Source organism: Pseudacidovorax intermedius (assembly GCF_001476815.1).
GTDB classification, from domain to species: Bacteria; Pseudomonadota; Gammaproteobacteria; order Burkholderiales; family Burkholderiaceae_C; genus Xenophilus; species Xenophilus intermedius_A.
The window spans coordinates 19,728-40,822 of the sequence record NZ_LDSL01000134.1; the positions used below are offsets into that span (position 1 = coordinate 19,728).

20 protein-coding genes and 1 pseudogene are annotated in these 21,095 nt (G+C 71.3%); 11 read left to right on the forward strand and 10 right to left on the reverse strand.

Going from position 1 to position 21,095, the window contains the following annotated elements; all coding sequences use genetic code 11:
* Nucleotides 1–9 precede the first annotated feature (9 nt).
* Both NS331_RS19720 and NS331_RS19725 read left to right on the forward strand, forming a co-directional pair.
* Nucleotides 10–768: a sigma-70 family RNA polymerase sigma factor gene (locus tag NS331_RS19720; RefSeq protein ID WP_242873830.1), complete on the forward strand. Its 759-nt coding sequence runs from the start codon at nucleotides 10–12 to the stop codon at nucleotides 766–768.
* Nucleotides 765–1,427, forward strand: a complete 663-nt coding sequence (locus NS331_RS19725) for a ChrR family anti-sigma-E factor (protein WP_058643660.1) — start codon at nucleotides 765–767, stop codon at nucleotides 1,425–1,427. The genes NS331_RS19720 and NS331_RS19725 overlap by 4 nt, the downstream gene beginning before the upstream one ends.
* A gap of 111 nt (nucleotides 1,428–1,538) precedes the next feature.
* Here the strand turns inward: NS331_RS19725 and NS331_RS19730 are convergent, their stop codons facing one another.
* The 4 genes from NS331_RS19730 to NS331_RS19745 all read right to left on the reverse strand — a co-directional run bounded on the left by NS331_RS19730 (nucleotide 1,539) and on the right by NS331_RS19745 (nucleotide 4,490).
* The gene (locus tag NS331_RS19730; RefSeq protein WP_058643661.1) at nucleotides 1,539–1,955 is read right to left on the reverse strand and encodes a DUF2177 family protein; all 417 of its coding nucleotides are present in this window, start codon (nucleotides 1,953–1,955) and stop codon (nucleotides 1,539–1,541) included.
* Between the two features lie 49 nt (nucleotides 1,956–2,004).
* Nucleotides 2,005–2,589, reverse strand: coding sequence for a DUF6134 family protein (locus NS331_RS19735; protein WP_242873831.1), 585 nt, complete (start codon nucleotides 2,587–2,589; stop codon nucleotides 2,005–2,007).
* Nucleotides 2,590–2,651: 62 nt separating this feature from the next.
* A complete protein-coding gene (locus NS331_RS19740; RefSeq protein ID WP_058643663.1) occupies nucleotides 2,652–3,440 on the reverse strand; it encodes a DUF1295 domain-containing protein in 789 nt (262 codons plus the stop codon).
* A gap of 3 nt (nucleotides 3,441–3,443) precedes the next feature.
* A complete protein-coding gene (locus tag NS331_RS19745; protein ID WP_058643664.1) occupies nucleotides 3,444–4,490 on the reverse strand; it encodes an SAM-dependent methyltransferase in 1,047 nt (348 codons plus the stop codon).
* A 110-nt stretch (nucleotides 4,491–4,600) separates the two neighbouring features.
* Between NS331_RS19745 and NS331_RS19750 the strand changes: the two genes are divergently transcribed.
* The 4 genes from NS331_RS19750 (at nucleotide 4,601) to NS331_RS19765 (ending at nucleotide 9,448) form a co-directional block, all read left to right on the forward strand.
* Complete coding sequence (locus NS331_RS19750; protein ID WP_440589397.1) at nucleotides 4,601–5,914, forward strand: lytic murein transglycosylase; 1,314 nt, start codon at nucleotides 4,601–4,603, stop codon at nucleotides 5,912–5,914.
* Between the two features lie 20 nt (nucleotides 5,915–5,934).
* The gene (locus NS331_RS19755; RefSeq protein ID WP_058643666.1) at nucleotides 5,935–7,125 is read left to right on the forward strand and encodes an amylo-alpha-1,6-glucosidase; all 1,191 of its coding nucleotides are present in this window, start codon (nucleotides 5,935–5,937) and stop codon (nucleotides 7,123–7,125) included.
* Between the two features lie 107 nt (nucleotides 7,126–7,232).
* Complete coding sequence (locus NS331_RS19760) at nucleotides 7,233–8,921, forward strand: carboxypeptidase-like regulatory domain-containing protein (RefSeq protein ID WP_082702635.1); 1,689 nt, start codon at nucleotides 7,233–7,235, stop codon at nucleotides 8,919–8,921.
* Between the two features lie 11 nt (nucleotides 8,922–8,932).
* The gene (locus NS331_RS19765; protein ID WP_153012943.1) at nucleotides 8,933–9,448 is read left to right on the forward strand and encodes a hypothetical protein; all 516 of its coding nucleotides are present in this window, start codon (nucleotides 8,933–8,935) and stop codon (nucleotides 9,446–9,448) included.
* A gap of 54 nt (nucleotides 9,449–9,502) precedes the next feature.
* Here NS331_RS19765 and NS331_RS19770 read toward each other — a convergent pair whose 3' ends face one another.
* The 5 genes from NS331_RS19770 to NS331_RS26280 all read right to left on the reverse strand — a co-directional run bounded on the left by NS331_RS19770 (nucleotide 9,503) and on the right by NS331_RS26280 (nucleotide 13,005).
* Entirely contained in the window at nucleotides 9,503–9,916 is a 414-nt protein-coding gene (locus tag NS331_RS19770) for a Fur family transcriptional regulator (protein WP_058643677.1), read from the reverse strand.
* A gap of 154 nt (nucleotides 9,917–10,070) precedes the next feature.
* Nucleotides 10,071–11,006, reverse strand: a complete 936-nt coding sequence (locus NS331_RS19775) for a metal ABC transporter solute-binding protein, Zn/Mn family (RefSeq protein ID WP_058643668.1) — start codon at nucleotides 11,004–11,006, stop codon at nucleotides 10,071–10,073.
* A gap of 49 nt (nucleotides 11,007–11,055) precedes the next feature.
* Nucleotides 11,056–11,928 carry a metal ABC transporter permease gene (locus tag NS331_RS19780; RefSeq protein WP_058643669.1) on the reverse strand — a complete coding sequence of 291 codons (873 nt, stop codon included), beginning with the start codon at nucleotides 11,926–11,928 and terminating at the stop codon, nucleotides 11,056–11,058.
* Nucleotides 11,929–11,953: 25 nt separating this feature from the next.
* On the reverse strand, nucleotides 11,954–12,772 hold the full coding sequence (locus tag NS331_RS19785) for a metal ABC transporter ATP-binding protein (protein WP_345940358.1): 819 nt from the start codon (nucleotides 12,770–12,772) through the stop codon (nucleotides 11,954–11,956).
* Complete coding sequence (locus NS331_RS26280) at nucleotides 12,769–13,005, reverse strand: hypothetical protein (RefSeq protein ID WP_153012944.1); 237 nt, start codon at nucleotides 13,003–13,005, stop codon at nucleotides 12,769–12,771. Before NS331_RS26280 ends, NS331_RS19785 begins: the two co-directional genes overlap by 4 nt.
* Here NS331_RS26280 and NS331_RS19790 point away from each other — a divergent pair.
* The 4 genes from NS331_RS19790 (at nucleotide 13,004) to NS331_RS19805 (ending at nucleotide 19,455) form a co-directional block, all read left to right on the forward strand.
* On the forward strand, nucleotides 13,004–15,379 hold the full coding sequence (locus tag NS331_RS19790; protein WP_058643671.1) for a Tex family protein: 2,376 nt from the start codon (nucleotides 13,004–13,006) through the stop codon (nucleotides 15,377–15,379). The genes NS331_RS26280 and NS331_RS19790 overlap by 2 nt on opposite strands.
* A gap of 103 nt (nucleotides 15,380–15,482) precedes the next feature.
* On the forward strand, nucleotides 15,483–16,865 hold the full coding sequence (yjjJ, locus tag NS331_RS19795) for a type II toxin-antitoxin system HipA family toxin YjjJ (protein ID WP_206597350.1): 1,383 nt from the start codon (nucleotides 15,483–15,485) through the stop codon (nucleotides 16,863–16,865).
* A gap of 38 nt (nucleotides 16,866–16,903) precedes the next feature.
* Nucleotides 16,904–17,974: a patatin-like phospholipase domain-containing protein gene (locus NS331_RS19800; RefSeq protein WP_058643672.1), complete on the forward strand. Its 1,071-nt coding sequence runs from the start codon at nucleotides 16,904–16,906 to the stop codon at nucleotides 17,972–17,974.
* A gap of 236 nt (nucleotides 17,975–18,210) precedes the next feature.
* Nucleotides 18,211–19,455: an EAL and HDOD domain-containing protein gene (locus NS331_RS19805; RefSeq protein ID WP_153012945.1), complete on the forward strand. Its 1,245-nt coding sequence runs from the start codon at nucleotides 18,211–18,213 to the stop codon at nucleotides 19,453–19,455.
* A gap of 52 nt (nucleotides 19,456–19,507) precedes the next feature.
* On the opposite strand, the gene gbd is transcribed toward NS331_RS19805, so the two are convergent.
* Nucleotides 19,508–20,644 (reverse strand): 4-hydroxybutyrate dehydrogenase, encoded by a 1,137-nt coding sequence (gene gbd / locus NS331_RS19810; protein ID WP_058643674.1) that lies wholly within the window; start codon nucleotides 20,642–20,644, stop codon nucleotides 19,508–19,510.
* Between the two features lie 78 nt (nucleotides 20,645–20,722).
* Here gbd and NS331_RS26785 point away from each other — a divergent pair.
* A pseudogene (locus NS331_RS26785) lies at nucleotides 20,723–21,095 on the forward strand (hypothetical protein); the annotation flags it as partial.

Consider the following 21,095-nt stretch of genomic DNA (forward strand, 5'->3'; position numbering starts at 1 on the left):
AGGTGCTCGATGCCTATACGCGCCGCGGAGCGGCTTGGATTCGCGCCGTCCTACATGCGATGCGGCGGGCGCCGTGATCCAATCCGCGGCCGGCAGCGTAAAGGCTCCATCATGGAAGCCCGGCCCCTGCCATCGAATACACCCCGGCCACGGACGCGTCCGCTGCCCGTGTCGATCGTGAACCTCGCCGACGCCCAAGCCATACTGCCGACCTCTGCCGAACTGTGCGATCTGGTGCAGGCGGTGGCCGAACGCCAGGACAGAACGGCCTTCGCCGTGCTGTTCAAGCATTTCGCGCCACGGATCAAGACCTACCTGATGCGCGCAGGCGCCGAGGCCGAGCTGGCCGAGGACCTGGTGCAGGAAACCATGGTCATGCTCTGGCGCAAGGCGGCGCTGTTCGACCCCCGCCAGGCGGGGGTGTCGACCTGGGTGTTCACCATTGCCCGCAACCTGCGCGTCGACCGCTTCCGCCGCCAGGGCGGCGCCGTGGAAATGGTGACGACGGAGGCCGCCGGCCTGGACGCCATCGCAGAAGACGCACCCGCGCCCGACGAGCGCCTGCACAGCCTGCGCTGCGAAGGCCGGCTGCGTGAGGCGCTGCGGCGCCTGCCCGCCGACCAGTTGCGGGTGCTGCACCTGTCCTATTTCGAAGAACAGCCGCATTCACGCATCGCCCAGGATCTGGGCATTCCCCTCGGCACCGTCAAGTCGCGCGTGCGGCTGGCGGTGGCCCATCTCCGCAAGTTGTTGGATGGCCTGGCATGACGGCAATTCATCATCATCCGTGCGACGACCTCCTCGTCGCACTGGCCGCCGGCACGCTCGCGGCTGGACCGGCCGCCGTCGTGGCGAGCCACGTCGAAGGTTGCCCGGCCTGTGCGAACCGTCTTGCCGAACTGGAAGCTCTCGGCGGCGCGTTGCTTGAAGAACTGCCCGGCGCGGACCTGGCCCCGGAGGCCCTGGTGAACACCCTTGCCGCCATCGACGCGCTGCCCGTCACCGAGGCAGAGCGCGTGATTCGCACCGCGCGCCGGCCGGACCTGCCTGCCGGTGCCCGCTGGCCCAGGGCGCTGGCGGATTGCAGCGGCACGCCCTGGCGCTGGATCGGCCCGGGCATGCGCTGGAGCCGCCTGACGCTGCCCAGCGACCCGTCCGCCAACCTGTTCCTGCTGCGCATCGGCGCGGGCAAGTTCCTGCCGCCGCACACCCACAGTGAGCTGGAGTTGACCCAGGTGCTGTGGGGCAGCTTCCACGACGGCCGCGCTCTGTTCGGCCCGGGCGACTTCGATGCGGCGGACGGCCGTGTCCACCACCAGCCGGTGGTGGAACCCGGTTGCGAATGCATCTGCCTGGCGTCGGTGGACGGCCGCGTGGTGTTCGACAGCTTCCTGGCCCGCGCACTGGGGTCGATGGTCGGCATGTGAGTGCGTGGCCGGCACGCACGGGCTGGAGCCCGGCTGCCACCGATGCAAAAAAAACCGCGCGGCCAAGACCGCGCGGTTTTTTTCTGCCAGCCCCTGGCTGGGGCGCGGCGCTCAGCCGCGCCAGGCCAGCGTCAGCCGCGTGGCCACCGCCGAGGAGACGCCGGTCACGAACGCGCCCCAGGCCAGGTCGGCCAGCGTCACGGCCCAGGGCCACTGCTTGAGCGTCGCCTGGTTGGTCAGGTCGTAGGTCGCGTAGCAGATCAACCCGAGCAGCGCGCCCATGGCCAGCGCCTGCAGCGGCTTGCGGGCCTCCAGCGCCGGGCCGATGGCGAAGACCACCATGCCCACCAGATACAGCAGGTAGAACAGCACGGCCGGTGCCACCGCGAAGCCGTCCGCCATCAGGTGGCCGATGGCCGGCCGGTAGAGCCGGGAGGCCATGGTGCCGAGCCAGATGGCATCCAGGCCGAGAAAGACGACGGCGGCGATGCCGTAGGCGGTGAGATAGTGGGCGAAGGGGAGGTTCATGGTCGGAGCCGTTGAGGGGGCGAAGCGGACGAAGGGAGAGGGCGAAACTTCAGCGCAGGCGGTAGCTCAGCAGCCGGCCGCCTTCGAGCGTGCCGTCCAGGCCGACCCAGTTGCCGCTGGCGTCGTACCACAGGTCGATGCGCTGCTTGAGGGCCACGATGCGCCAGCGCTGGGCGGTCACGGCCTGACCGCGTACGTCGAGCGTGGCCGGCGGCAGGGGCTCGACGCGCACCGGTTCCAGCTTGCCCGTCTGCGCATTGAGCAGTTCGCGCTGCTGCAGCAGCGCACGGTTCCAGTAGGCGAAGCTCATGACGCAGCCGGCCAGCAGCGCATCGCCAGGTGGCAGGCGCACGGCCAGCTTGTCGCCGTTGTCGTCGGTCTCGGCCTGCAGCGTCTGCAGGCAGTCGCCCTGCCAGCGTTCCTGGGCGCGGTGGCGGTAGCGGTAGACGGTGATGCCGAGCAGCTTAACGTCGAAGCGGGCCTCGCTGCGCAGCAGGCGGATGCCGTCGGGCTGGGTGTCGAGCGCGAAGACGTGCTCGCCGATGGGCTTGCCGTCCAGCGCGGCGTCGAAGTTCCAGATTTGCCGCGGCTCAGCGGCGGCGGCCGGCAGTGCCCAGGCTGCGAACGCCAGCACGGCGATGACGTGCCGCGTGCGCCTGCCCGAAGCCGTTCGCCCTGCCGCCAGCCACCGGTCGCTCATGCGCCGGCCTTTCTTGGCGGCCAGGGCACGAAGGCGCTGGTCCGCGCCACGTAGTCGCGGTAAGCGGGCCGGCGTGCGTGCAGGTCTTTTTCCAGCAGCGTCACGCCCGACACGCGCAGCAGCATGAAGGTGATCAGCATTGGCGAGACGAAACACCAGGCGGCGCCCAGGCCCCCGGCCTCCAGCGTCATCAGGGCCAGGCCCCACCACACGCAGCTCTCGCCGAAGTAGTTGGGATGCCGGGTATAGCGCCACAGGCCGCGGTCCATCACCGCCTTGCTGCCGCGGTGCCGGGCACGGAAGCTGGCCATCTGCGCATCGGCCACGGCCTCGAAGACGATGCCGAACAGCGCCAGCGCGGCGCCCAGCAGGTCGATGGCACCGAAAGGCCGGGCGCCGGCCAGTCCGGCCAGCAACGGTGCGGAAATGATCCAGCCCAGCAGCCACTGCAGGCCGAAGACGATGAACAGGCTCTTCCAGGCGAAGGCGGGGCCGTGGCGTTCGCGCATCTCGGCGTAGCGGCGGTCTTCGCCATGGCCCCAGTTGCGCCAGCTGATGTAGACGCACAGGCGCAGGGCCCAGGCGCAGGCCAAGACCAGCATCGCGCCGCGCCGCGTGGGGTCGGCGGCCGGCAGGGCCCAGGCATAGGCCAGCGCGGGCAGGGTGATGAGCCAGGGCCAGATGCGGTCGGCCAGGCTGGCGTCGCGCTGGCGCAGGCTGGCGAGCCAGCCGGCCAAGGCCAGCGGCAGCGACACGAGCAGGCCGAAGAGGGCGGCATGCAGCATGGCTCAGCGCTTTTCGAACAGGTAGTGGCCGACCCACCAGCGCTGGCCGCCGTCCCAGCCGAACAGCTCTTCGACCGACAGAAAAAACAGGCGCCAGCGCATCCACCAGCGGTCGGCCTCGTTGGCGCCATAGGCAGCCGCGATCACGGGCAGCAGTTCGGCGCGGCGTGCGTCCATGTTGTCCAGCCAGGCGCGGGCGGTGCGCTGGTAGTGGCGGCCATCCCAGCGCCAGCGGTCGAGCAGGCGCAGGTCGTCCTGGCACTGCATCGCCAGGTCGTCGCTGGGCATCATGCCGCCGGCGAAGAAGTAGCGCGTCATCCAGTCGCTGGCGTCACGCTCGACGAAGGGGTAGGGCGCTTCCTTGTGCACGAAGACGTGCATGAAGAAGCGGCCGCCTGGCGCCAGCCAGCCGGCGACGCGGCCGAAGGCGGCCGCCCAGTTGCGCAGGTGCTCGAACATCTCGACCGAGACGATGCGGTCGAAGCGCTCGTCGATGTCGAAGGCATTGATGTCGCAGGTGATGACGCGCAGGTTGGCCAGCTTGCGGCGCGCCGCTTCGCCTTCGATGTAGGCGCGCTGCGAGTGCGAGTTGGAGACGACGGTGATCGGGCTGTTCGGATAGTGCGCCGCCATCCACAGCGAGAGCGAGCCCCAGCCGCAGCCCAGCTCCAGAATCTTCTGGCCGTCCACCAGGCCGGCGCGCTCGCAGGTGGTGGCCAGGGCGGCGGCCTCGGCGGCGCCCAGGTCCTCGACGCCGGGCCCCCATTCGCAGCAGCTGTACTTGCGGTGCGGGCCGAGCACGCCGCCGAAGAATTCGGCGGGCACCTCGTAGTGCTGCTCGTTGGCCTTCTCGGGCAGCGGCGCCAGCGGGGCAGCACGCATGGCGGTGAGGAAGTCGCGCGTCTGCCGGGCCACGGCCTCGGCGTCGCCGCACTGCAGTTCGTCGATGCGCTCGCGCAGCAGGCGGCGGATGCCGAGGCGGATCACGCTGTCGGGCACGTAGCCCTGTTCGACCCAGCGGATGGCGGTGGCGGTGTTGTCTCGGGGCATGGGGTCGGTCCTGGCGGGCGGGTGATCGGTGCGGGTCTGCCACCTTTACGCAGCGCAGGGGCTTTTGGATTTGGCGCGGCAGGTCGGAAGGGCTGTGGACAATGCCGGCCATGCGCCTGCGCCCCCCGATCCGCTCCCTCCCCATCGCGCCCGCCCTTGCCGGCGCCCTGCTGCTCGCCGGCTGTGCCTCCACCCCCGTTCCGGTCCCGCCGCCGCAGCCGGGCCGTGTGGCGACGGCGCCTTCCGCTGCCCCGGTCGCACCGCCTGTGTCGAAGCAGGCTGCCCCTGTTCCCGACGAGCGCCAGGCCGCGTTCTCTGCGTGGCTGGCCCAGTTCCGCCAGCAGGCGGCCGCCGCCGGCATCCAGGAGCCAACGCTGCGCGCCGCCCTCGACACGGCACGCCTTCTGCCGTCGGTGGTGGAGCGCGACCGCAGCCAGCCCGAGTTCACCCGCAGCGTCTGGGATTACCTGGACACCGCCGTCTCGCCCCAGCGCGTGACGCGCGGCCAGGCCAAGCGGCAGGAGGCGGCCGCGGCCGCCGATGCCGCCGCGGCCCGCTACGGCGTGCCGGCCGAGGTGCTGGTGGCCGTCTGGGGCATGGAGAGCAATTTCGGCAGCAACTACGGCGACATCCCCACCATCGATGCATTGGCCACGCTGGGCTTCGACGGCCGGCGCGCCGACTGGGCGCGCCAGCAACTGATCGCCGCCCTGCGCATCGTGCAGAACGGCGACATCGACGCCGCCCACATGATCGGCTCCTGGGCCGGCGCCATGGGGCAGACGCAGTTCCTGCCGACCAACTTCCTGGCCTATGCGGTCGATGCCGACGGCGACGGCCGCCGCGACATCTGGTACAGCATGGCCGACGTGATGGCCTCCACCGGCAATTTCCTGATGCGCGAAGGCTGGCAGCGCGGCCAGGGCTGGGGGGCGGAAGTGCGGCTGCCGGCCGGCTTCGACCTGGCGCGGGCCGATCCATCGGTGCGCCAGTCCGCATCGCAATGGGCGGCCGAGGGCGTGAGCGCCGCGGCAGGCGGCCCGCTGCCCGAGCTGGGCGATGCCTACGTGCTGTTGCCGGCCGGCGCGCGCGGGCCGGCCTTCCTGGTCGGGCCCAACTTCCGCGCGCTGCTGCGCTACAACAATGCGACCAGCTATGCGCTGGGCGTCGGCCTGCTCGCCCAGCGCATCGCCGGCGGTCCGGGCGTGATCGCGGAATGGCCGCGCGACCTGCAGCCGCTGGGCCGCAGCGACATGCTGGCCTTGCAGCAGGGCCTGGCCGCCCGCGGCTTCGATCCCGGCACGCCGGACGGCCTGCTCGGCCCGGCCACGCGCGGCGCCATCCGCGCCTGGCAGCGCAGCAGCGGCCAGCCGGCGGACGGCTATCCCACCCAGCAGATGCTCCAGCAGTTGCGCGGGCACTGAACCTGCATGTTTCCTGGCCGATGAAGGACCTGAGCCCCGACGACCATGCCCTGCTGGACCAGTGCGAGCAGGCCTCGCTCGACCTGCTGGTGCGCAACCTCTCGCCCCACGGCATCCTGGCGGCCAGCCGCACCGAGGCGGCGGTGGCGCGGCGCTACACCCGCATCTTCGGCCGCGATGCGGCCATCTGCATCATGGCCATGGCCGGCAGCGGCGTACCGGCGCTGGAGGAGGGCGCCATCGCCAGCGTGCAGGCGCTGGCCGACCAGCAGGCGGCCAACGGCCAGATTCCCAAGTACGTGGACCCCGAGGGTCAGGACGCCGACTTCTGGTACCTGGGCTGCATCGACGCCACGCTGTGGTGGCTGATCGCCATCGACCACCTGCGGGGCCTGGGCCGCGTGCCGGCCGGACGCTGGGCGCCCGGCGAGGCGCTGGCCATCCAGTGGCTGCTGGCCCAGGAGCACCAGCACTTCCGCCTGCTGCAGCAGAACGAGGCCAGCGACTGGGCGGACATCATGCCGCGCTCGGGCTTCGTGCTCTACACCAATGCGCTGTGGTACGAGGTCAAGCGCCGCTTCGGCCTGGCGAATGCAGAAGAGACGAAGCACCACTTCAACCACCTCTTCAACCCCTTCCAGCGCGACCTGCCCGAATACCACCGCGCCCGCCTGCTGCGTCACTACGCGCGGCGCGGCCGGCGCGATCCGGGCATGTACCTGAGCTTCGTCAACCTGTCGGTGGTGGGCGACGAGGGCGACGTCTTCGGCAACGTGCTGGCCATCCAGAGCGGCCTGGCCGATACCGACATGGCGGCCCGCATCGTGCAGCGCATCGGCGAAGCCGGTGCCAGCGTGCCCTGGCCGGTGCGGGTGGTGCTGCACCCGCTGTCGCAGCAGCATCCGCTGTGGCGGCCCTACATGGGGCGCCACCAGCAGAACTACCTGCACCAGTACCACAACGGCGGCATCTGGCCCTTCGTCGGCGGCTTCTGGGTGATGGCGCTGGCGCAGCTCGGCCTGCACGCGCAGGCCCGGGCCGAACTGGTGAAGCTGGCCCGCGCCAATGCGCACGGCGGCTGGCGCTTCACCGAATGGTTCCACGGCAAGACGCTGGCGCCCATGGGCATGGCGGGGCAGAGCTGGAATGCGGCGGCGTTTCTGCTCGCGTCGAAGGCGCTCGGTATGGCAGCGTCCAGCCCCGTGCGATAGGGCGTTTCTTCCTCGCTCGCCACAACCCGAACTATTCTGACGACGGCCACAATCGCGCCAATGCGGCCCCTACGCTCCGCCTCCTTTTGTCAGGAGGGAAGCGTCCAATGTTCGTCAGGCCATCGTGGGCCCCCGTGTATCTGGGGTGTGCTGTTCTACTCGTCGCGTGCGGCGGAGGCGGGAGTGGCGGCGGCGGAGGCCTTGGCGGCTTCGCCCCGCCAGCCGCCGGGTCGGGCGGTGGCGGCGCCAGCGGCTCCGGCGGTGCGTCCACCCCGGGCTCGGGCGGCGCCGCTGGCAGTGGCGGCACCGCGGCGGCCTCGACCGTGCTCTCTGGCCGGGTCACCTACGAGTCGGTGCCCAGCGCCAACGGTGTCCTCGACTACGGTGCCGTGGCGCGCAAGCCCGTGCGCGGCGTGCCGCTGGACGTGGTGGATGCCGCAGGCAACGTGAAGGCATCCGCCACCACCGATGCGGACGGGCGCTATAGCGTGACGGTAGCGGCGGGTGGGCCCGTCGCCGTGCGGGTCCTCGCGAAGCTGGTGCGCGGTTCGGGCAGCGGCAGTGCAGACGTCGCGGTGCGCGACAACACCCAGTCGGGCGGCATCCATGGCATCCAGACCAACTTCTTCGCGCTGGGTGGCGCCACTGCGACGCGCGACATCAACGCCGCCTCCGGCTGGACCGGCAGCGCCTATGGCAGCGACCGGCTGGCCGCACCCTTCGCGGTGCTGGACGCCATCTACGCCGCGCAGTCGAAGGTGCTGTCTACGGCGGCGGGCACGGTCTTTCCGCCGCTTGACGTCTACTGGAGTCCGGACAACCGGCCGGCTGGCGGGGCGCCGGAACTCGGCCAGATCGGCACGAGCCATTTCGAAGACCGTACGCGCAGCGGCGGCGGGCGCAGCATCTACGTGCTGGGCCAGGAGAATGTCGACACCGACGAGTACGACACCTCCGTGATCGCCCACGAATGGGGGCACTATTACCAGTCGGCCTTCAGTCGCGACGATTCGCCCGGCGGTCCCCATTCGACCGGCGATTTGGCCGACCGGCGCCTGGCCTTCTCCGAAGGCTGGGGCAATGCGTGGTCCGGCATCGCGCTGGGTCGCCGCGACTATTCCGACTCGGCGGGCCCCCGCCAGTCGCAGGGTTTCGCGTTTGCGCTCGACACGGGGGCGCCTTCGACGCCGGGTTGGTATAAGGAGTTCTCCGTCCAGTCGGTGCTGTGGAACCTGAACAACCAGATCGGCTTCACGCCCATCCATCAGGCCATGACCCAGGGTCTGAAGAACACCCCGGCCGTGACCTCGATCCATGCGTTCGCCTCCGCCTTCATCGCGGTGGCCTCGTCGGCGCAGCAAGCGGCGCTTAACAGCCTGCTGGCCGGCCAGCGGATTACTGGATCGTCCGACGCCTTCGGCGGCTCGGAGACAAACGACGGCGGCCTGGGCGCCTTCGCCCTGCCGCTCTACACCAGCGCGGCGGTGGGTACGCCGAAGCAGGTCTGCGTGACCGACCAGGCGGATCCCGGCGGATCGGGCAACAAGCTCGGTAGCTTCGCCTACCTGCGGCTGCCCATCTCGCAGGCGCGCGACTACACGGTCAACGTGAGCGGCCCGGCGGGTTCCGACCCGGACTTCCGGGTCTACCAGGGTGCGCTCGTCGGCGGTGCCGCCAACGTGCAGGCTGGCAGCGACCAGGCCAAGGTGAAGCTGGGCGCCGGCACTGCGGTGGTGGCCGTGCAGGACTTCAATGTCTCTTCCGCCAACACGTGCTTCACGGTTACTGTCAACTGAAAGGGAACGCCATGAACGGAAGAAACTGGAACCGTCGTGCCGCATTGGCGCTGATCCTGGCGGCGGTGGCAGCCGCGGGCAGTGCGTGGGCAGGCGCAAGCACGGAAGCGAAGAAAGAAAAGCGCACTTGGACGGCCGCGCCGGCCAAGGCCAACGGATCGGGCATCGCGGTAAGCTACAGCGTGGAGCCCCATCCCGTAACCGGCCGTTCCACGCGGATCATGCTGCGCTTCGTGGAAGTCGGTCCGGCCGGCGGCTCGGTGCGCGTCGTGGCGGAGCCAGGCCTGTCGCTGCTGACCGTGCCTGCGCAACGCGCATTGCCCTCCGGCGAGTCGATGTGGGCGGTGGACGTGCAGCCACTGGCGGATGGCCTGGCCTACATCGATGTCTTCACGACCCAGGGCAATGCCACCAGCGCCGTGTCCATCCCGGTCCAGACCGGCACCGGTGCCCAGAAGCTGCCGGTCTCGCCGCACCTGAAGACGGGGCCCCAAGGCGAGACGCTGCTCATCAAGCCGGTGCCCTGAGGACGGCACAGCGGCGGCGCTGGGCCGCCGCCGCGCTCGCACCCCACCGGTTCGTCAGGGTCGAGGCTCGCGCCCCGCCCCGCACTCCGCGCACAGTCCGTACAGCGTCAGCTCGTGCGCTTCCACCGCGAAGCCGGCCGGCGCCAGGCCGGACAGGTCGCCCGGGCAGGCATGGATGTCGAACACGCGCTCACAGCGCCGGCACTGGAAGTGGTGGTGGTGCGCATGGCGCGCCGATTCATAGCGGGCCGCCGCGCCCGGCAGTTCGACGGCGCGGATGGCGCCGCCTTCCAGCAGCAGCTTGATGTTGCGGTAGATGGTGGCGATGCCCAGGGCCGGCACCTCCTGCTGCGCCACGGCGAGGATCTCCGCGGGCAGGAGCGGACGCTGCGATTCGTCGATCACCCGCCGAATAGCGGCCCGCTGCCGGGTGCCGCGGCTGCCGATGGGCGAGTTGGCGCCCGGCATCTCCCCGGCTTCCAGCGCCGCGGGTTCGCCGTCGGTGGCCGGCCCGTGGTCGTGGCGGTGAGGATGGGGGTGCGGGGCACTCATGGCTTCAGTCTAGCGAGGGCCGGCCGCCGGGGCCGTCAGCCTGGACCGGCAACGCCGATGCCTGCGTGGTTCAGCGCACCTTGGCGCCCATCAGGGCCGCCGCGATCGTGTCGGCGTTGTAGGCGAACAGCCTGAGGTAGGTCGACGCCTCAGTGCCGGGCGCGGAGAGGGCGTCGGAGTACAGCTTGCCACCGACCGTCACACCGGACTCCCGCGCGATGCGCTCCACCAGGCGAGGGCTGGAGATGTTCTCCATGAAGACGGCGCTGACCTGGCCCTTGCGGATCTGGCGGATGAGCTGCGCCACGTCGGCGGCGGAAGGCTCGGCATCGGTGTTGATGCCCTGCGGCGACAGCAACTTCACGCCATAGGCGGCGCCGAAGTAGCCGAAGGCGTCGTGCGAGGTCAGGATGCGCCGGCGCTGCGCCGGAATGGCGGCGAAGCGCGTGCGCAGGTCGCGGTCCAGGGCCTGCAGCTTCGCGGTGTAGGCGGCCGCGCGCTCGCCGATGGCAGCGGCCTGCGCGGGCCGCAGGGAGGACAGCGCATCGCGGACGTTGGCGACGTAGCGCACTGCGTTGCGCAGATCCTGCCAGGCATGCGGATCGGTGCCCTCGCCATGCGCCCCATGGCCGTGGCCCTCGTCGTCGTCGGCCTTGCGCGGCGTGATGCCGGCGCTGGCCACCACCACGCTGCCGCGGTAGCCGGAGGTCTTCACCAGCCGGTCGATCCAGCCTTCGAAGCCCAGGCCGTTGACGACCACCAGGTCGGCCGCCGCCAGCGCGCGGGCATCCGCCGGCGTGGGCTGGAAGACGTGCGCATCGGCATCGGGGCCGACCAGCGATTGCACCTGCACCTCCGGCCCGCCGACCTCGCGCACCAGGTCGGCCAGGATCGAGAAGCTCGCCACGACGCGCAGCGGGCGCTCCTGCGCATGGACAGGCGCGGCTGCGGCCGCGGCGACGAGGCCGGAGACGAAGAGGCGGCGGGACAGGGTTTGGGAAGGCATGGTGTGTGACAGCAGGAAAATGAGAAAGCCGGCGCGGGTAGGGACGGCGTCAAGCCACCCGGTGCGGCCGCCGCAGGCGCTGCCACAGCAGGCCTTCGCGGCTGCCGGCACACAGCGACAGCAGGTAGACGGCGCCGGCCACCAGCACGATGGCCGGGCCGGAGGGCCATTGCGCGTGGTACGACAGCAGCAGCCCTGCAAAGCCGGAGAAGGCGGCGATCAGCGCCGCCACGGCGATCAGGCCGCCGACGGTGCCGGCCCAGAAGCGGGCCGCGGTCGCGGGCAGCATCATCAGGCCCACGGCCATCAGCGTGCCCATGGCCTGGAAACCCGCCACCAGATTGGCGACGGTGAGCATCAGGAAGGCGAGGTGCACCCAGCGTCCGGGGCCGCCGACGCTGCGCAGGAAGCCCGGGTCCACGCATTCGGCGATCAGCGGCCGCCACAGCAGCGCCAGCACCGCCAGTGTGAGGCTGCTCACGCCGCAGATCAGCAGCAGGGCGCTGTCGTCCACGGCGAGGATGGTGCCGAAGAGCAGGTGCATCAGGTCCACGCTGGTGCCGCGCAGCGACACCAGCATCACGCCCAGGGCCAGCGCCATCAGGTAGAAGGCGGCGAAGCTCGCGTCCTCGCGCTGCGCGGTGCTGCGGGCGACGATGCCCGCGCCCAGCGCCACGCCGATGGCGGCCAGGAAGCTGCCGATGCTCATGGCGGCAACCGAGGGGCCGGCGATCAGGAAGCCCAGCGCCGCGCCCGGCAGCAGCGCATGGCCGGTGGCGTCGCCCATGAGGCTCATGCGGCGCAGCACCAGCAGCGTGCCCATGGGCGCACTGCCCAGCGCCAGCGCCAGCGCGCCGACCAGGGCGCGGCGCATGAAGCCGAAGTCCAGGAAGGGCTGGATCAGCAGGTCGTGCAAAGTCATGGCACACGGCCCCCGGCGGCAGGTTTCATGGCCGCTCGCGGACCAGATGCGGCGCGCCGGCGCCCTCGCACACCGGCGCCGTCTCGTCCCAGGCCTGCGCCATGCGCCGCGCTGCGGCCAGGTGCTCCGGCCGCAGCGCCTCGGCCACTGGGCCCCAGGCCACGCAGCGGCGCGCCAGCAGCAGGGCCTGGTCGAAATGCGCCTGCACCTGGGCCATGTCGTGCAGCACGGCGATCACCGTGCGGCCCTGCGCGCGCCAGCCGTGCACCACGGCCAGCAGGTCGTCGGTGGTGCGGGTGTCGACCGCGTTGAAGGGTTCGTCCAGCAGGATCACCGGCGCGTCCTGCAGCAGCACGCGGGCGAACAGCACGCGCTGGAACTGTCCGGCCGACAACTCACCGATCTGGCGGCGCTCGAAGCCGGACAGCCCGACGGTCTGCAGCGCGGCCATCGCCTGCTCGCGGTGCGCCGGCCGCAGGCGGCCGAAGCTGCCCACCTGGCGCCACAGCCCCATGGCCACAAGGTCGAACACCTGGACGGGGAAGCTGCGGTCGATTTCCGCCTGCTGCGGAAGCCAGGCGATGCGGCCCGCGCAGTCCCCGGCCAGCTCGACCCGGCCGCTGGCCGGGCGCAGGCGGCCCATGACGGCATTCAGCAGCGTGGTCTTGCCGGCGCCGTTGGGCCCGACGATGGCCGTCAGTGCGCCGCCAGCAAAGCCGCCGCTGACGTGGTGGACAGCCGGATGGCCGCGGTAGGCCACCGTGAGGTCATGCAGGCGGATGGGGCAAGGTGCGGCGGCGGCGAGCGCCTCCGGCCCGTCCTCCATGAAAGCGACGGCGTTCATTCCAGCATGGCCCACCAAGCGGCCAGACACAGCACGGCCATGAGCACGACGGCACCCGCAAGCCGCAGGCCAGCGCCCATGCCGAGCAGGCTGCGGGGCGGCGATGCAGCCGTTGGACGATCGGATGAAACGGCATTCATTGATAACGATTGTACGTTATCAATAGCCGCCTGAGCCGACTGCAGCCCTATGGCAAACTGCCGCCCTTTTTCTCGGACAGACCAAGCAAGCATGCAGAAGATCATTCGCCAGATCGCCGCCGAGCTGAAGGTGGGCGAGCACCAGGTCCAGGCCGCGACCGACCTGCTGGATGGCGGCGCGACGGTGCCGTTCATCGCCCGCTACCGCAAGGAGGCCACCGGCGGCCTGGACGATGCGCAACTGCGCGAACTGGAAGTGCGCCTGACCTACCTGCGCGAGCTGGACGAGCGCCGCGGCGCGGTGCTCAAGGCCATCGACGAGCAGGGCAAGCTGACCGACGCTCTGCGCCTGGCCATCGCCGGCGCGCCGACCAAGCAGGAACTGGAAGACATCTACCTGCCCTTCAAGCAGAAGCGCCGCACCAAGGGCCAGATCGCCCGGGAATTCGGCATCGAGCCGCTGGCCGACAAGCTGCTGGCCGACCCCACGCTCGACCCGGTGGCCGAGGCGCAGGCCTTCCTGAAGCCGCCGACCACGCTGGACGACGGCAAGCCGGGCCCCGATTTCTCGACCACCATGGCGGTGCTCGAAGGCGTGCGCGACATCCTGTCCGAGCGCTGGGCCGAAGACCCGGCGCTGGTGCAGTCGCTGCGCGAATGGCTGTGGGCCGAGGGGCTGCTCAAGTCCTCGCTGGTCGCAGGCAAGAACGAGAACGACCCCGAGGTCGCCAAGTTCCGCGATTACTTCGACTACGACGAGCCCATCGGCCGCGTGCCCTCGCACCGGGCGCTGGCGGTCTTCCGTGGCCGGCAGCTCGAGGTGCTGGATGCCAAGCTGGTGCTGCCCGTCGAACCCGAGCCGGGCAAGCCCAGCGTCGCCGAAGGCCGCATCGCCCTGCACCTGGGCTGGAGCCACCAGGGCCGCAAGGCCGACGATCTGATCCGCAAGTGCGTGGCCTGGACCTGGCGCGTCAAGCTCAGCCTGTCGAGCGAGCGCGACCTGTTCTCGCGGCTGCGTGAAGAGGCCGAGAAGGTCGCCATCAAGGTCTTCGCCGACAACCTGCGCGACCTGCTGCTGGCTGCGCCGGCCGGCCCGCGCGTGGTGATGGGTCTGGACCCCGGCATTCGCACCGGCGTGAAGGTGGCCGTGGTGGATGCGACCGGCAAGCTGGTGGACACCGCCACCGTCTTCCCGCACGAGCCTCGCAAGGACTGGGAAGGCTCGCTGCACACCCTGGGCAAGCTGTGCGCCAAGCATGGCGTGAACCTGATCGCCATCGGCAACGGCACGGCCAGCCGGGAGACGGACAAGCTGGCCGCCGACCTGATCAAGCTGCTGGCCAAGATGAGCGAGCAGGCCGGCGCACCGGCGCCGCACATGGAGAAGGTCGTCGTCAGCGAGGCCGGCGCCTCCGTCTACAGCGCCAGCGAGTACGCCAGCCAGGAGATGCCCGACGTGGACGTGAGCCTGCGCGGCGCCGCCAGCATCGCGCGGCGGCTGCAGGATCCGCTGGCCGAGCTGGTCAAGATCGATCCCAAGAGCATCGGCGTCGGCCAGTACCAGCACGACGTCAACCAGAGCGAGCTGGCCCGCACGCTGAGCGCCGTGGTCGAGGACTGCGTGAACGGCGTGGGCGTGGACCTGAACACGGCCAGCGTGCCGCTGCTCAGCCGCGTGTCGGGCCTGACGCCCGGCGTGGCCAAGGCGGTGGTGCGCTGGCGCGAGGCCAACGGCGCCTTCTCCACCCGCCGGCAGCTGCTGGAGGTGAGCGGCTTCGGGCCGAAGGCCTTCGAGCAGAGCGCGGGCTTCCTGCGCATCCGCGGCGGCGCGGACCCGCTGGACATGACCGGCGTGCACCCCGAAACCTATCCGCTGGTGCAGAAGATCATGGAGCAGACCGGCAAGCCGGTGGCCGAGCTGATGGGCCGCGCCGACATGCTCAAGACGCTGCGGCCGGAACTCTTCGCCAACGACAAGTTCGGCGTCATCACCGTCAAGGACATCCTGTCCGAGCTGGAAAAGCCCGGCCGCGACCCGCGTCCCGACTTCAAGGTGGCCCGCTTCAACGACGGCGTGGAAGACATCGCCGACCTGAAGGAGGGCATGGTGCTCGAAGGCACGGTGAGCAACGTCGCCCAGTTCGGCGCTTTCATCGACCTAGGCGTGCACCAGGACGGCCTGGTGCACGTGAGCCAGCTTTCCCACAGGTTCGTCAACGATGCGCGCGAGGTGGTCAAGACCGGCGACATCGTGCGCGTGAAAGTGGTCGAGGTGGACGTGGTGCGCAAGCGCATCGGCCTGACCATGAAGCTGGACGCGCCGACTGGCGCCCGGCGCGAGGGCAACCGAGACGGCAATCGCTTCGAGCCTGCCGGCCGCGCGCAGGGGCCCCGGCGCGATCCCGCGCCCCAGGCCGGCGGCCAGATGGCGGCGGCCTTCGCCAAGCTGCAGGGCATCAAGCGCTGATCGCACGGGGAATCTTCTCGAAACTTGCGTTTCGTGAAGTGCAAGTGACTGATGGGAAATGGAATTTCTGAATAGAATCTTTTCAGAAATCGTTTCATAACCCATGCGGCCTATCCAGCTCACCCCGGACGCGCTGCGCCAGCAGCTGGCCCGCCAGCCGGCGCAGGCGGCTCCAGACCTGGCGGCCGCGCTCGGCGTCAGCGTGCCGACGCTGCATCGCCAGATGGCCAGGCTGCCGGCCGGCGAGGTGCTCAGCGCCGGCCGGGCGCGGCGCACCCGGCATGCCCTGACGCGTCGCCTGCGCGGCGGCCCCGCGCAGCTGCCGGTGTTCGCGGTGGACCGCGAAGGCCGGCTGCAGGCCGTTGGCCCGCTTGCGCTCACCCAGCCCGAAGGCAGCCACCTGCTGCTGGCGGACGCCGGCTGGCCGGTGCCGGACGAGGCGCGCGACGGCTGGTGGCCGGGCCTGCCGTATCCGCTGCACCAGATGCGGCCCCAGGGCTACATGGGCCGGCAGTTCGCCCGGCTGTCCCATCGCCGGCTGCAGGTGCCGGAGGACGTGGCCCGCTGGAGCGACGACGACGCGCTCTTCGCCATGAGCGTGGCCGGCAGCGACCTGAGCGGCCACCTCGTCGTCGGCGAGGCGGCCTGCCAGCAATGGCTGGCCGACCGGGCGCAGCCCCCGGCGCCCGTGGCCGAGGCCGCGACCGTGGCCCATTACCGGCAACGCGCCGACGAAGCGGTGGCCGCCGGCGTGCCCGGTTCCAGCGCGGCGGGGGAGTTTCCCAAGTTCACCGCGGTGCGTGCGCTCCCGGGCGCCGCCACGCCGCATGTCATCGTCAAGTTCTCCGGCGCCGACGATTCGGCCACCGTGCGGCGCTGGGCCGACCTGCTGGTCTGCGAGCACCTGGCGCTCGAAGCGGCCGCCACGCTGCCGGGCTTGCACGCGGCGCGCAGCCGCATCCTGGCAGGCGGCGGGCGCACTTTCCTGGAAGTCGAACGCTTCGACCGGCACGGCGAGGCGGGCCGCAGCCCCCTGTGCGCGCTCGACGTGCTGGACGCCGCCTTCCTGGGCCGGGGCGGCAGCCAGTGGACGGAACTGGCGGCGGGGCTGGCCGGCCTGGGCCTGCTGGCGGATGGCGCGGAAGCGGCCGTGCAGCGGTTGTGGTGGTTCGGCCGCCTGATCGCCAACAGCGACATGCACACCGGCAACCTGGCCTTTGTGCCGGTCGATGGACGGCTGGCCCTGGCGCCGGCCTACGACATGCTCCCGATGCGGCTGGCGCCCCTGGCGGGCGGCGAACTGCCGGTCCGCTCGCCCGAGTTCGCCCTGCCGCTGCCGCAGGAGCGCCCGGCCTGGCTGGCGGCCTGCACCGCCGCCCTCGGCTTCTGGGACGCCGCCGCGGCGGACGGGCGCATCGGCCCGTCGTTCCGCGCCGTCTGCGCCGAGCATGGCGCGGCCCTGCGCCGGCTGGCGGACAAGGCTTGAGGCCCTGCGGCACAATCCGCCGCCCATCCGTCCCGTCCATGAAAGCTCTGCGCATCCACGCCGGCCCCGCGGCCCGCGCCCACCTCGAGAAGAACGGCCTCGCGCCCGATCACGTGCGCGTGGTGCCCGGCGCCGCCGGTGGGCCCAAGGGGCTGATCCTCGGGCCGCTGGACCGCTTCCTCTTCGGCGAATGGCTGCCGCAGTCGCGCCAGCCGGTGGACCTCGTCGGCGCCTCCATCGGGGCGTGGCGTCTGGCCACTGCCTGCCTGAACGATCCGGCCGCGGCCTTCGGCCGCTTCGAGCGCGACTACATCGCCCAGCGCTTCGACCCGCCCGAAGGCCGCAAGCGCATGAGCGCGCAGCAGGTCAGCCAGCGCTTCGGCGCCGACCTGGCGGGCTTCTTCGGCCAGCGCGTGGCCGAGGTGCTGAACCATCCCCGGTGGCGGCTGCACGTGGTGACGGCGCACGGGCGCCACCTGCTGGGCCGCGAAGGCGGCGTGCGCACGGTGGCCGGCTACCTGGGCGCCTTCGTCGCCAACGGGCTGCACCGCCGCAGCCTCGGCGGCTGGCTGGAGCGCTGCGTGTTTTCGGCCGGCGGCGCCGAACTGCCTTTCGACCCGCGCGACTTCCGCACCCGCCGCGTGCCGCTCGACGCCGCCAACTTCCATCCCGCGCTGCAGGCGTCGTGCGCCATTCCCTTCGTGCTGCAGGCGGTGCACGACATTCCCGGCGCGCCGCCCGGTGCCTACTGGGACGGCGGGATCACCGACTACCACCTCCACCTGCGCTACCGGGCGGAGGAGGGCATCGTGCTCTATCCGCATTTCCAGCAGGCCGTGGTACCCGGCTGGCTGGACAAGGGCCTGACCTGGCGCCACCGCGCCACGCCGGCCCTGGACCGCATGGTGCTCATTGCGCCCGACCCGGACTGGGTGCGCCGCCTGCCGCGCGGCAAGCTGCCCGACCGCAAGGATTTCACCGACCCCGGCCTGAGCCCCGAGGCCCGCGCCGCCGCCTGGCGCCGCGCCGTCGGCGAGGCGAGCCGTCTCGCGGAAGAGTGGGCCGAGTGGCTCCGCCGCCCGGACATGGCGGCCGTCCTACCCCTTTGACCTCATCGCGCTCGCAGGCGCTGGCGACCGCGGCCGGCGCCGAATTCGGCGGGCAGGTCTCCAATTCGTTCAGCGTTAGACATTTGGTTTGCAAAATTTGAATTCTTTTGGATTAATCGATGCCGTCCAATGGGAAGAATTTGCACGAATTCGGCGCCCACGGGTTCCCAGGCCCTCAAGCCGGCGCCCCGCTGGCCGATAAACAAGGCATCGGATTAGTTGCCGGGAGGCCCGCCATGCTCGATTCCTTGTCGTCCTCCCCGGCTGCATTGCCCGACGAGGCACCCCAGCCCATTCATGCAGACATCGCGCCCTCGCTGGGCCGGCGGGTGATGGTCGATGCCCACCGGCGCATCGCCGGCTACCAGGCCGTGGCCCTGCGCGGCGTGCCTGCCCAGCGGCTGGCCGATCCCAGCCTGCGCGAGCCCGCCCCTGGCGCCGCCGCCAGCCTGCGCAGTCCGACCTTCTTGACCTGCACCTGCGACGACCTGGCGGGCCCAGCCCTCGATGCGCTGGACCCGGAACATGTCGTCATCCAGGTGACCAACGGCGGTGCCAGCGTCGGTTTCGACCCCGAGCGCCTCAAGGCCGCGCGCGCCCGCGGTTTCAGGCTGGCCTTCGATGCGCGGTTGATGAAGGAATACGAAAGCGCCGTCCCGCTGGCGTCCTACGTGGTGCTGGAGATGGGCGTGCTGCCGCTGGATCTGGCCTCGATGATGGCCCGCGCCATCCAGAAGACCACCCAGGCCGTGCCGCTGGCGGTACAGGTGCGCACGCCGGTGCAGTTCAAGCAGCTCGCCGCCTCCGGCGTGCGCCTGTTCGAAGGCCGCTGGTATCTGCAGCCGCCCACCACGCCCGACCGCAGCGTGCAGCTGTCCTATTCCGCGCTGATCCGGCTGCTCAACCTCGTGGCGCACGACGCCGAGGTCTTCGAGATCGAATCGCTGCTCAAGCACGAGCCGACGCTGGCGCACAAGCTGCTGAGCCACCTGAACACCGCCGGCGCCGGCCTGGGCCAGAAGATCGAGTCCTTCCGCCATGCCGTCATGGCCGTGGGCAGCAAGCCGCTGCTGCGCTGGACGGCCATGCTGGTGGCGGGCACCGCGCCCGGCAGCGTGGCGCCCGCCGCCGGCACCCTGGCGGTAGTGCGTGGCCGGCTGATGGAGCTGATCGCGCTGCAGCACATGGCGCCGGCCGACGCCGACCAGGCCTTCATGGCGGGCCTGTTCTCCATGCTGGACGTGCTGATGGCCACGCCGCTGCGCGAGGCGCTTGCGCTGATGCCGCTGCCTGCGCCGGTGTCGGAAGCCATCCTGCATGGCAGCGGCCCGTATGCCGGGCTGCTGGAGATTGCCAAGGCCTGCGAAAGCGCCGATCCGGCCTTGCTGGAGATCGTCTCGCAGCGCTACCGCATGCCGTCGGGCACGCTGCTGGCGATGCACCTGGAGGCCCTGGGCTGGGCCGAGCAACTGGCGGGCTGAGGCCCGCCCGCTATCCTGCAGCGGCGCCCCGCAGGCCGCCGCACGCGCGCCGTCACATCGACGACGCCAGCATCTCGCGGTAGTCCTCGCGCGTGGCCAGCCGCGGGTTGGTCTTGTGGCAATGGTCGACCATGGCGCCGTCGATCACCTTGTCGAACATGGCCTCGGTCACGCCGATCTCCGCCAGGCCGCTCGGCAGGCCCAGGCGGGCATTCATGTCGCGGATGGCCTCGCCGATGTCGCCCGGCTGGTCCAGGTGCATGGCGCGCGCCATGCGCTGCAGGCGATGCTCCTTCTGCACCGACTCGGCCCCGGCATTGAAGCGCACCACGGCCGGCAGGAAGAGGGCGTTGAGTGTGCCGTGGTGCAGACGCGGATCGACGCCGCCCAGGCTGTGGCTCAGGCTGTGCACGCAGCCCAGGCCCTTCTGGAAGGCCATGGCGCCCTGCATCGACGCGCTCATCAGGTTCAGGCGGGCCTCGCGGTCGCTGCCGTCCTTCGTCGCACGCTCGATGTGGTTCCAGGCTCGCTCCAGGCCATCGAGCGCAATGCCGTCGGCCGGCGGGTTGAAGGCGCCGGCCATGAAGGTCTCCATGCAGTGCGCGATGGCGTCCATGCCCGTGGCGGCGGTCAGGCGCGGCGGCAGGCCCAGCGTGAGCTCGGGGTCGCAGATGGCGGCCTTGGGCATCAGGTGCCAGCTGTGGAAGCCCAGCTTGCGGTGGTCGTCCACGATGATGATGGCGCCGCGCGCCACCTCGCTGCCGGTGCCGGCCGTGGTGGGCACCGCGATCAGCGGCGCCACGCCGTCGGTGATCTTCGGCGAGCCGCCCTCGATGGTGGCGTAGGTCTTGAGCGGCCCCTCGTGCGTGGCGGCGATGGCCACGCCCTTGGCGCAGTCGATGGCCGAGCCGCCACCCACGGCGATCAGCCCGTCGCAGCGGCCGGCGCGGTAGGCCTGCACCGCGGCGCGCACCGCGGCCTCGGTGGGGTTGGACGGCGTCTGGTCGAACACCGCGGCTTCCAGGCCGTCCAGCGCCGCCAGCGTCCTGTCGAGCAGGCCGGCCGCGCGCACGCCGGCGTCGGTCACCACCAGCGGCCGGGCAATGCCGATGCGCCGGCACTCGTCGGCCAGCAGGCGCAGCGCGCCGAACTCGAACTGGATCTGGGTGAGGTAATTGATGAGGGCCATGCGTGTCTCCGCGTTTAGGATGCCGCCCCATCCTATAGCCATCGGCGCCGCGGCCCATTCAACCAGGAGACAGCCCGCATGCACTTTCCCTCACCGACGCGCGGCCGGCGCCCGGCGCACCTGCTGCTCGCGCTCGCCGCTGCGGCGGCGCTCGGCGGCTGCAGCCTGCCGAAGTTCATGTCGCGCGGCGGCGGCGAGCCGGCCCGCGCCGCGGCGCCCGCGGCCGCAGCGCCGGCGGCGCCCGCCACGGCCGCGGCCGCGCCGCCGATGGCGCGCGTGCCCGGCTGCCTGAGCCCGGCGCAGATCGACGGCTGGATGCGGGCCTACGAGGCGCGCCGCCCGGTGCCCGACCTGCCCGCCGGCTTCGGCAGCGATGCCGCCGACTGCACCCGCGCCTTCTTCCAGCAGGCGCTGGCCGCGCGCATGGGCCCGCTGGTCGGCTACAAGGCCG

Bases quoted from the DNA above. Each gene is read 5' to 3' on its own strand.
- NS331_RS19720 (WP_242873830.1), top strand. From the start codon at position 10: ATGCCTATACGCGCCGCGGAGCGGCTTGGATTCGCGCCGTCCTACATG.
- NS331_RS19725 (WP_058643660.1), top strand. From the start codon at position 765: ATGACGGCAATTCATCATCATCCGTGCGACGACCTCCTCGTCGCACTG.
- NS331_RS19730 (WP_058643661.1), bottom strand. From the start codon at position 1,955: ATGAACCTCCCCTTCGCCCACTATCTCACCGCCTACGGCATCGCCGCC.
- NS331_RS19740 (WP_058643663.1), bottom strand. From the start codon at position 3,440: ATGCTGCATGCCGCCCTCTTCGGCCTGCTCGTGTCGCTGCCGCTGGCC.
- NS331_RS19745 (WP_058643664.1), bottom strand. From the start codon at position 4,490: ATGCCCCGAGACAACACCGCCACCGCCATCCGCTGGGTCGAACAGGGC.
- NS331_RS19750 (WP_440589397.1), top strand. From the start codon at position 4,601: ATGCGCCTGCGCCCCCCGATCCGCTCCCTCCCCATCGCGCCCGCCCTT.
- NS331_RS19755 (WP_058643666.1), top strand. From the start codon at position 5,935: ATGAAGGACCTGAGCCCCGACGACCATGCCCTGCTGGACCAGTGCGAG.
- NS331_RS19760 (WP_082702635.1), top strand. From the start codon at position 7,233: ATGTTCGTCAGGCCATCGTGGGCCCCCGTGTATCTGGGGTGTGCTGTT.
- NS331_RS19765 (WP_153012943.1), top strand. From the start codon at position 8,933: ATGAACGGAAGAAACTGGAACCGTCGTGCCGCATTGGCGCTGATCCTG.
- NS331_RS19770 (WP_058643677.1), bottom strand. From the start codon at position 9,916: ATGCCGGGCGCCAACTCGCCCATCGGCAGCCGCGGCACCCGGCAGCGG.
- NS331_RS19775 (WP_058643668.1), bottom strand. From the start codon at position 11,006: ATGCCTTCCCAAACCCTGTCCCGCCGCCTCTTCGTCTCCGGCCTCGTC.
- NS331_RS19780 (WP_058643669.1), bottom strand. From the start codon at position 11,928: ATGACTTTGCACGACCTGCTGATCCAGCCCTTCCTGGACTTCGGCTTC.
- NS331_RS19785 (WP_345940358.1), bottom strand. From the start codon at position 12,772: ATGAACGCCGTCGCTTTCATGGAGGACGGGCCGGAGGCGCTCGCCGCC.
- NS331_RS19790 (WP_058643671.1), top strand. From the start codon at position 13,004: ATGCAGAAGATCATTCGCCAGATCGCCGCCGAGCTGAAGGTGGGCGAG.
- NS331_RS26280 (WP_153012944.1), bottom strand. From the start codon at position 13,005: ATGCTTGCTTGGTCTGTCCGAGAAAAAGGGCGGCAGTTTGCCATAGGG.
- yjjJ (WP_206597350.1), top strand. From the start codon at position 15,483: ATGCGGCCTATCCAGCTCACCCCGGACGCGCTGCGCCAGCAGCTGGCC.
- NS331_RS19800 (WP_058643672.1), top strand. From the start codon at position 16,904: ATGAAAGCTCTGCGCATCCACGCCGGCCCCGCGGCCCGCGCCCACCTC.
- NS331_RS19805 (WP_153012945.1), top strand. From the start codon at position 18,211: ATGCTCGATTCCTTGTCGTCCTCCCCGGCTGCATTGCCCGACGAGGCA.
- gbd (WP_058643674.1), bottom strand. From the start codon at position 20,644: ATGGCCCTCATCAATTACCTCACCCAGATCCAGTTCGAGTTCGGCGCG.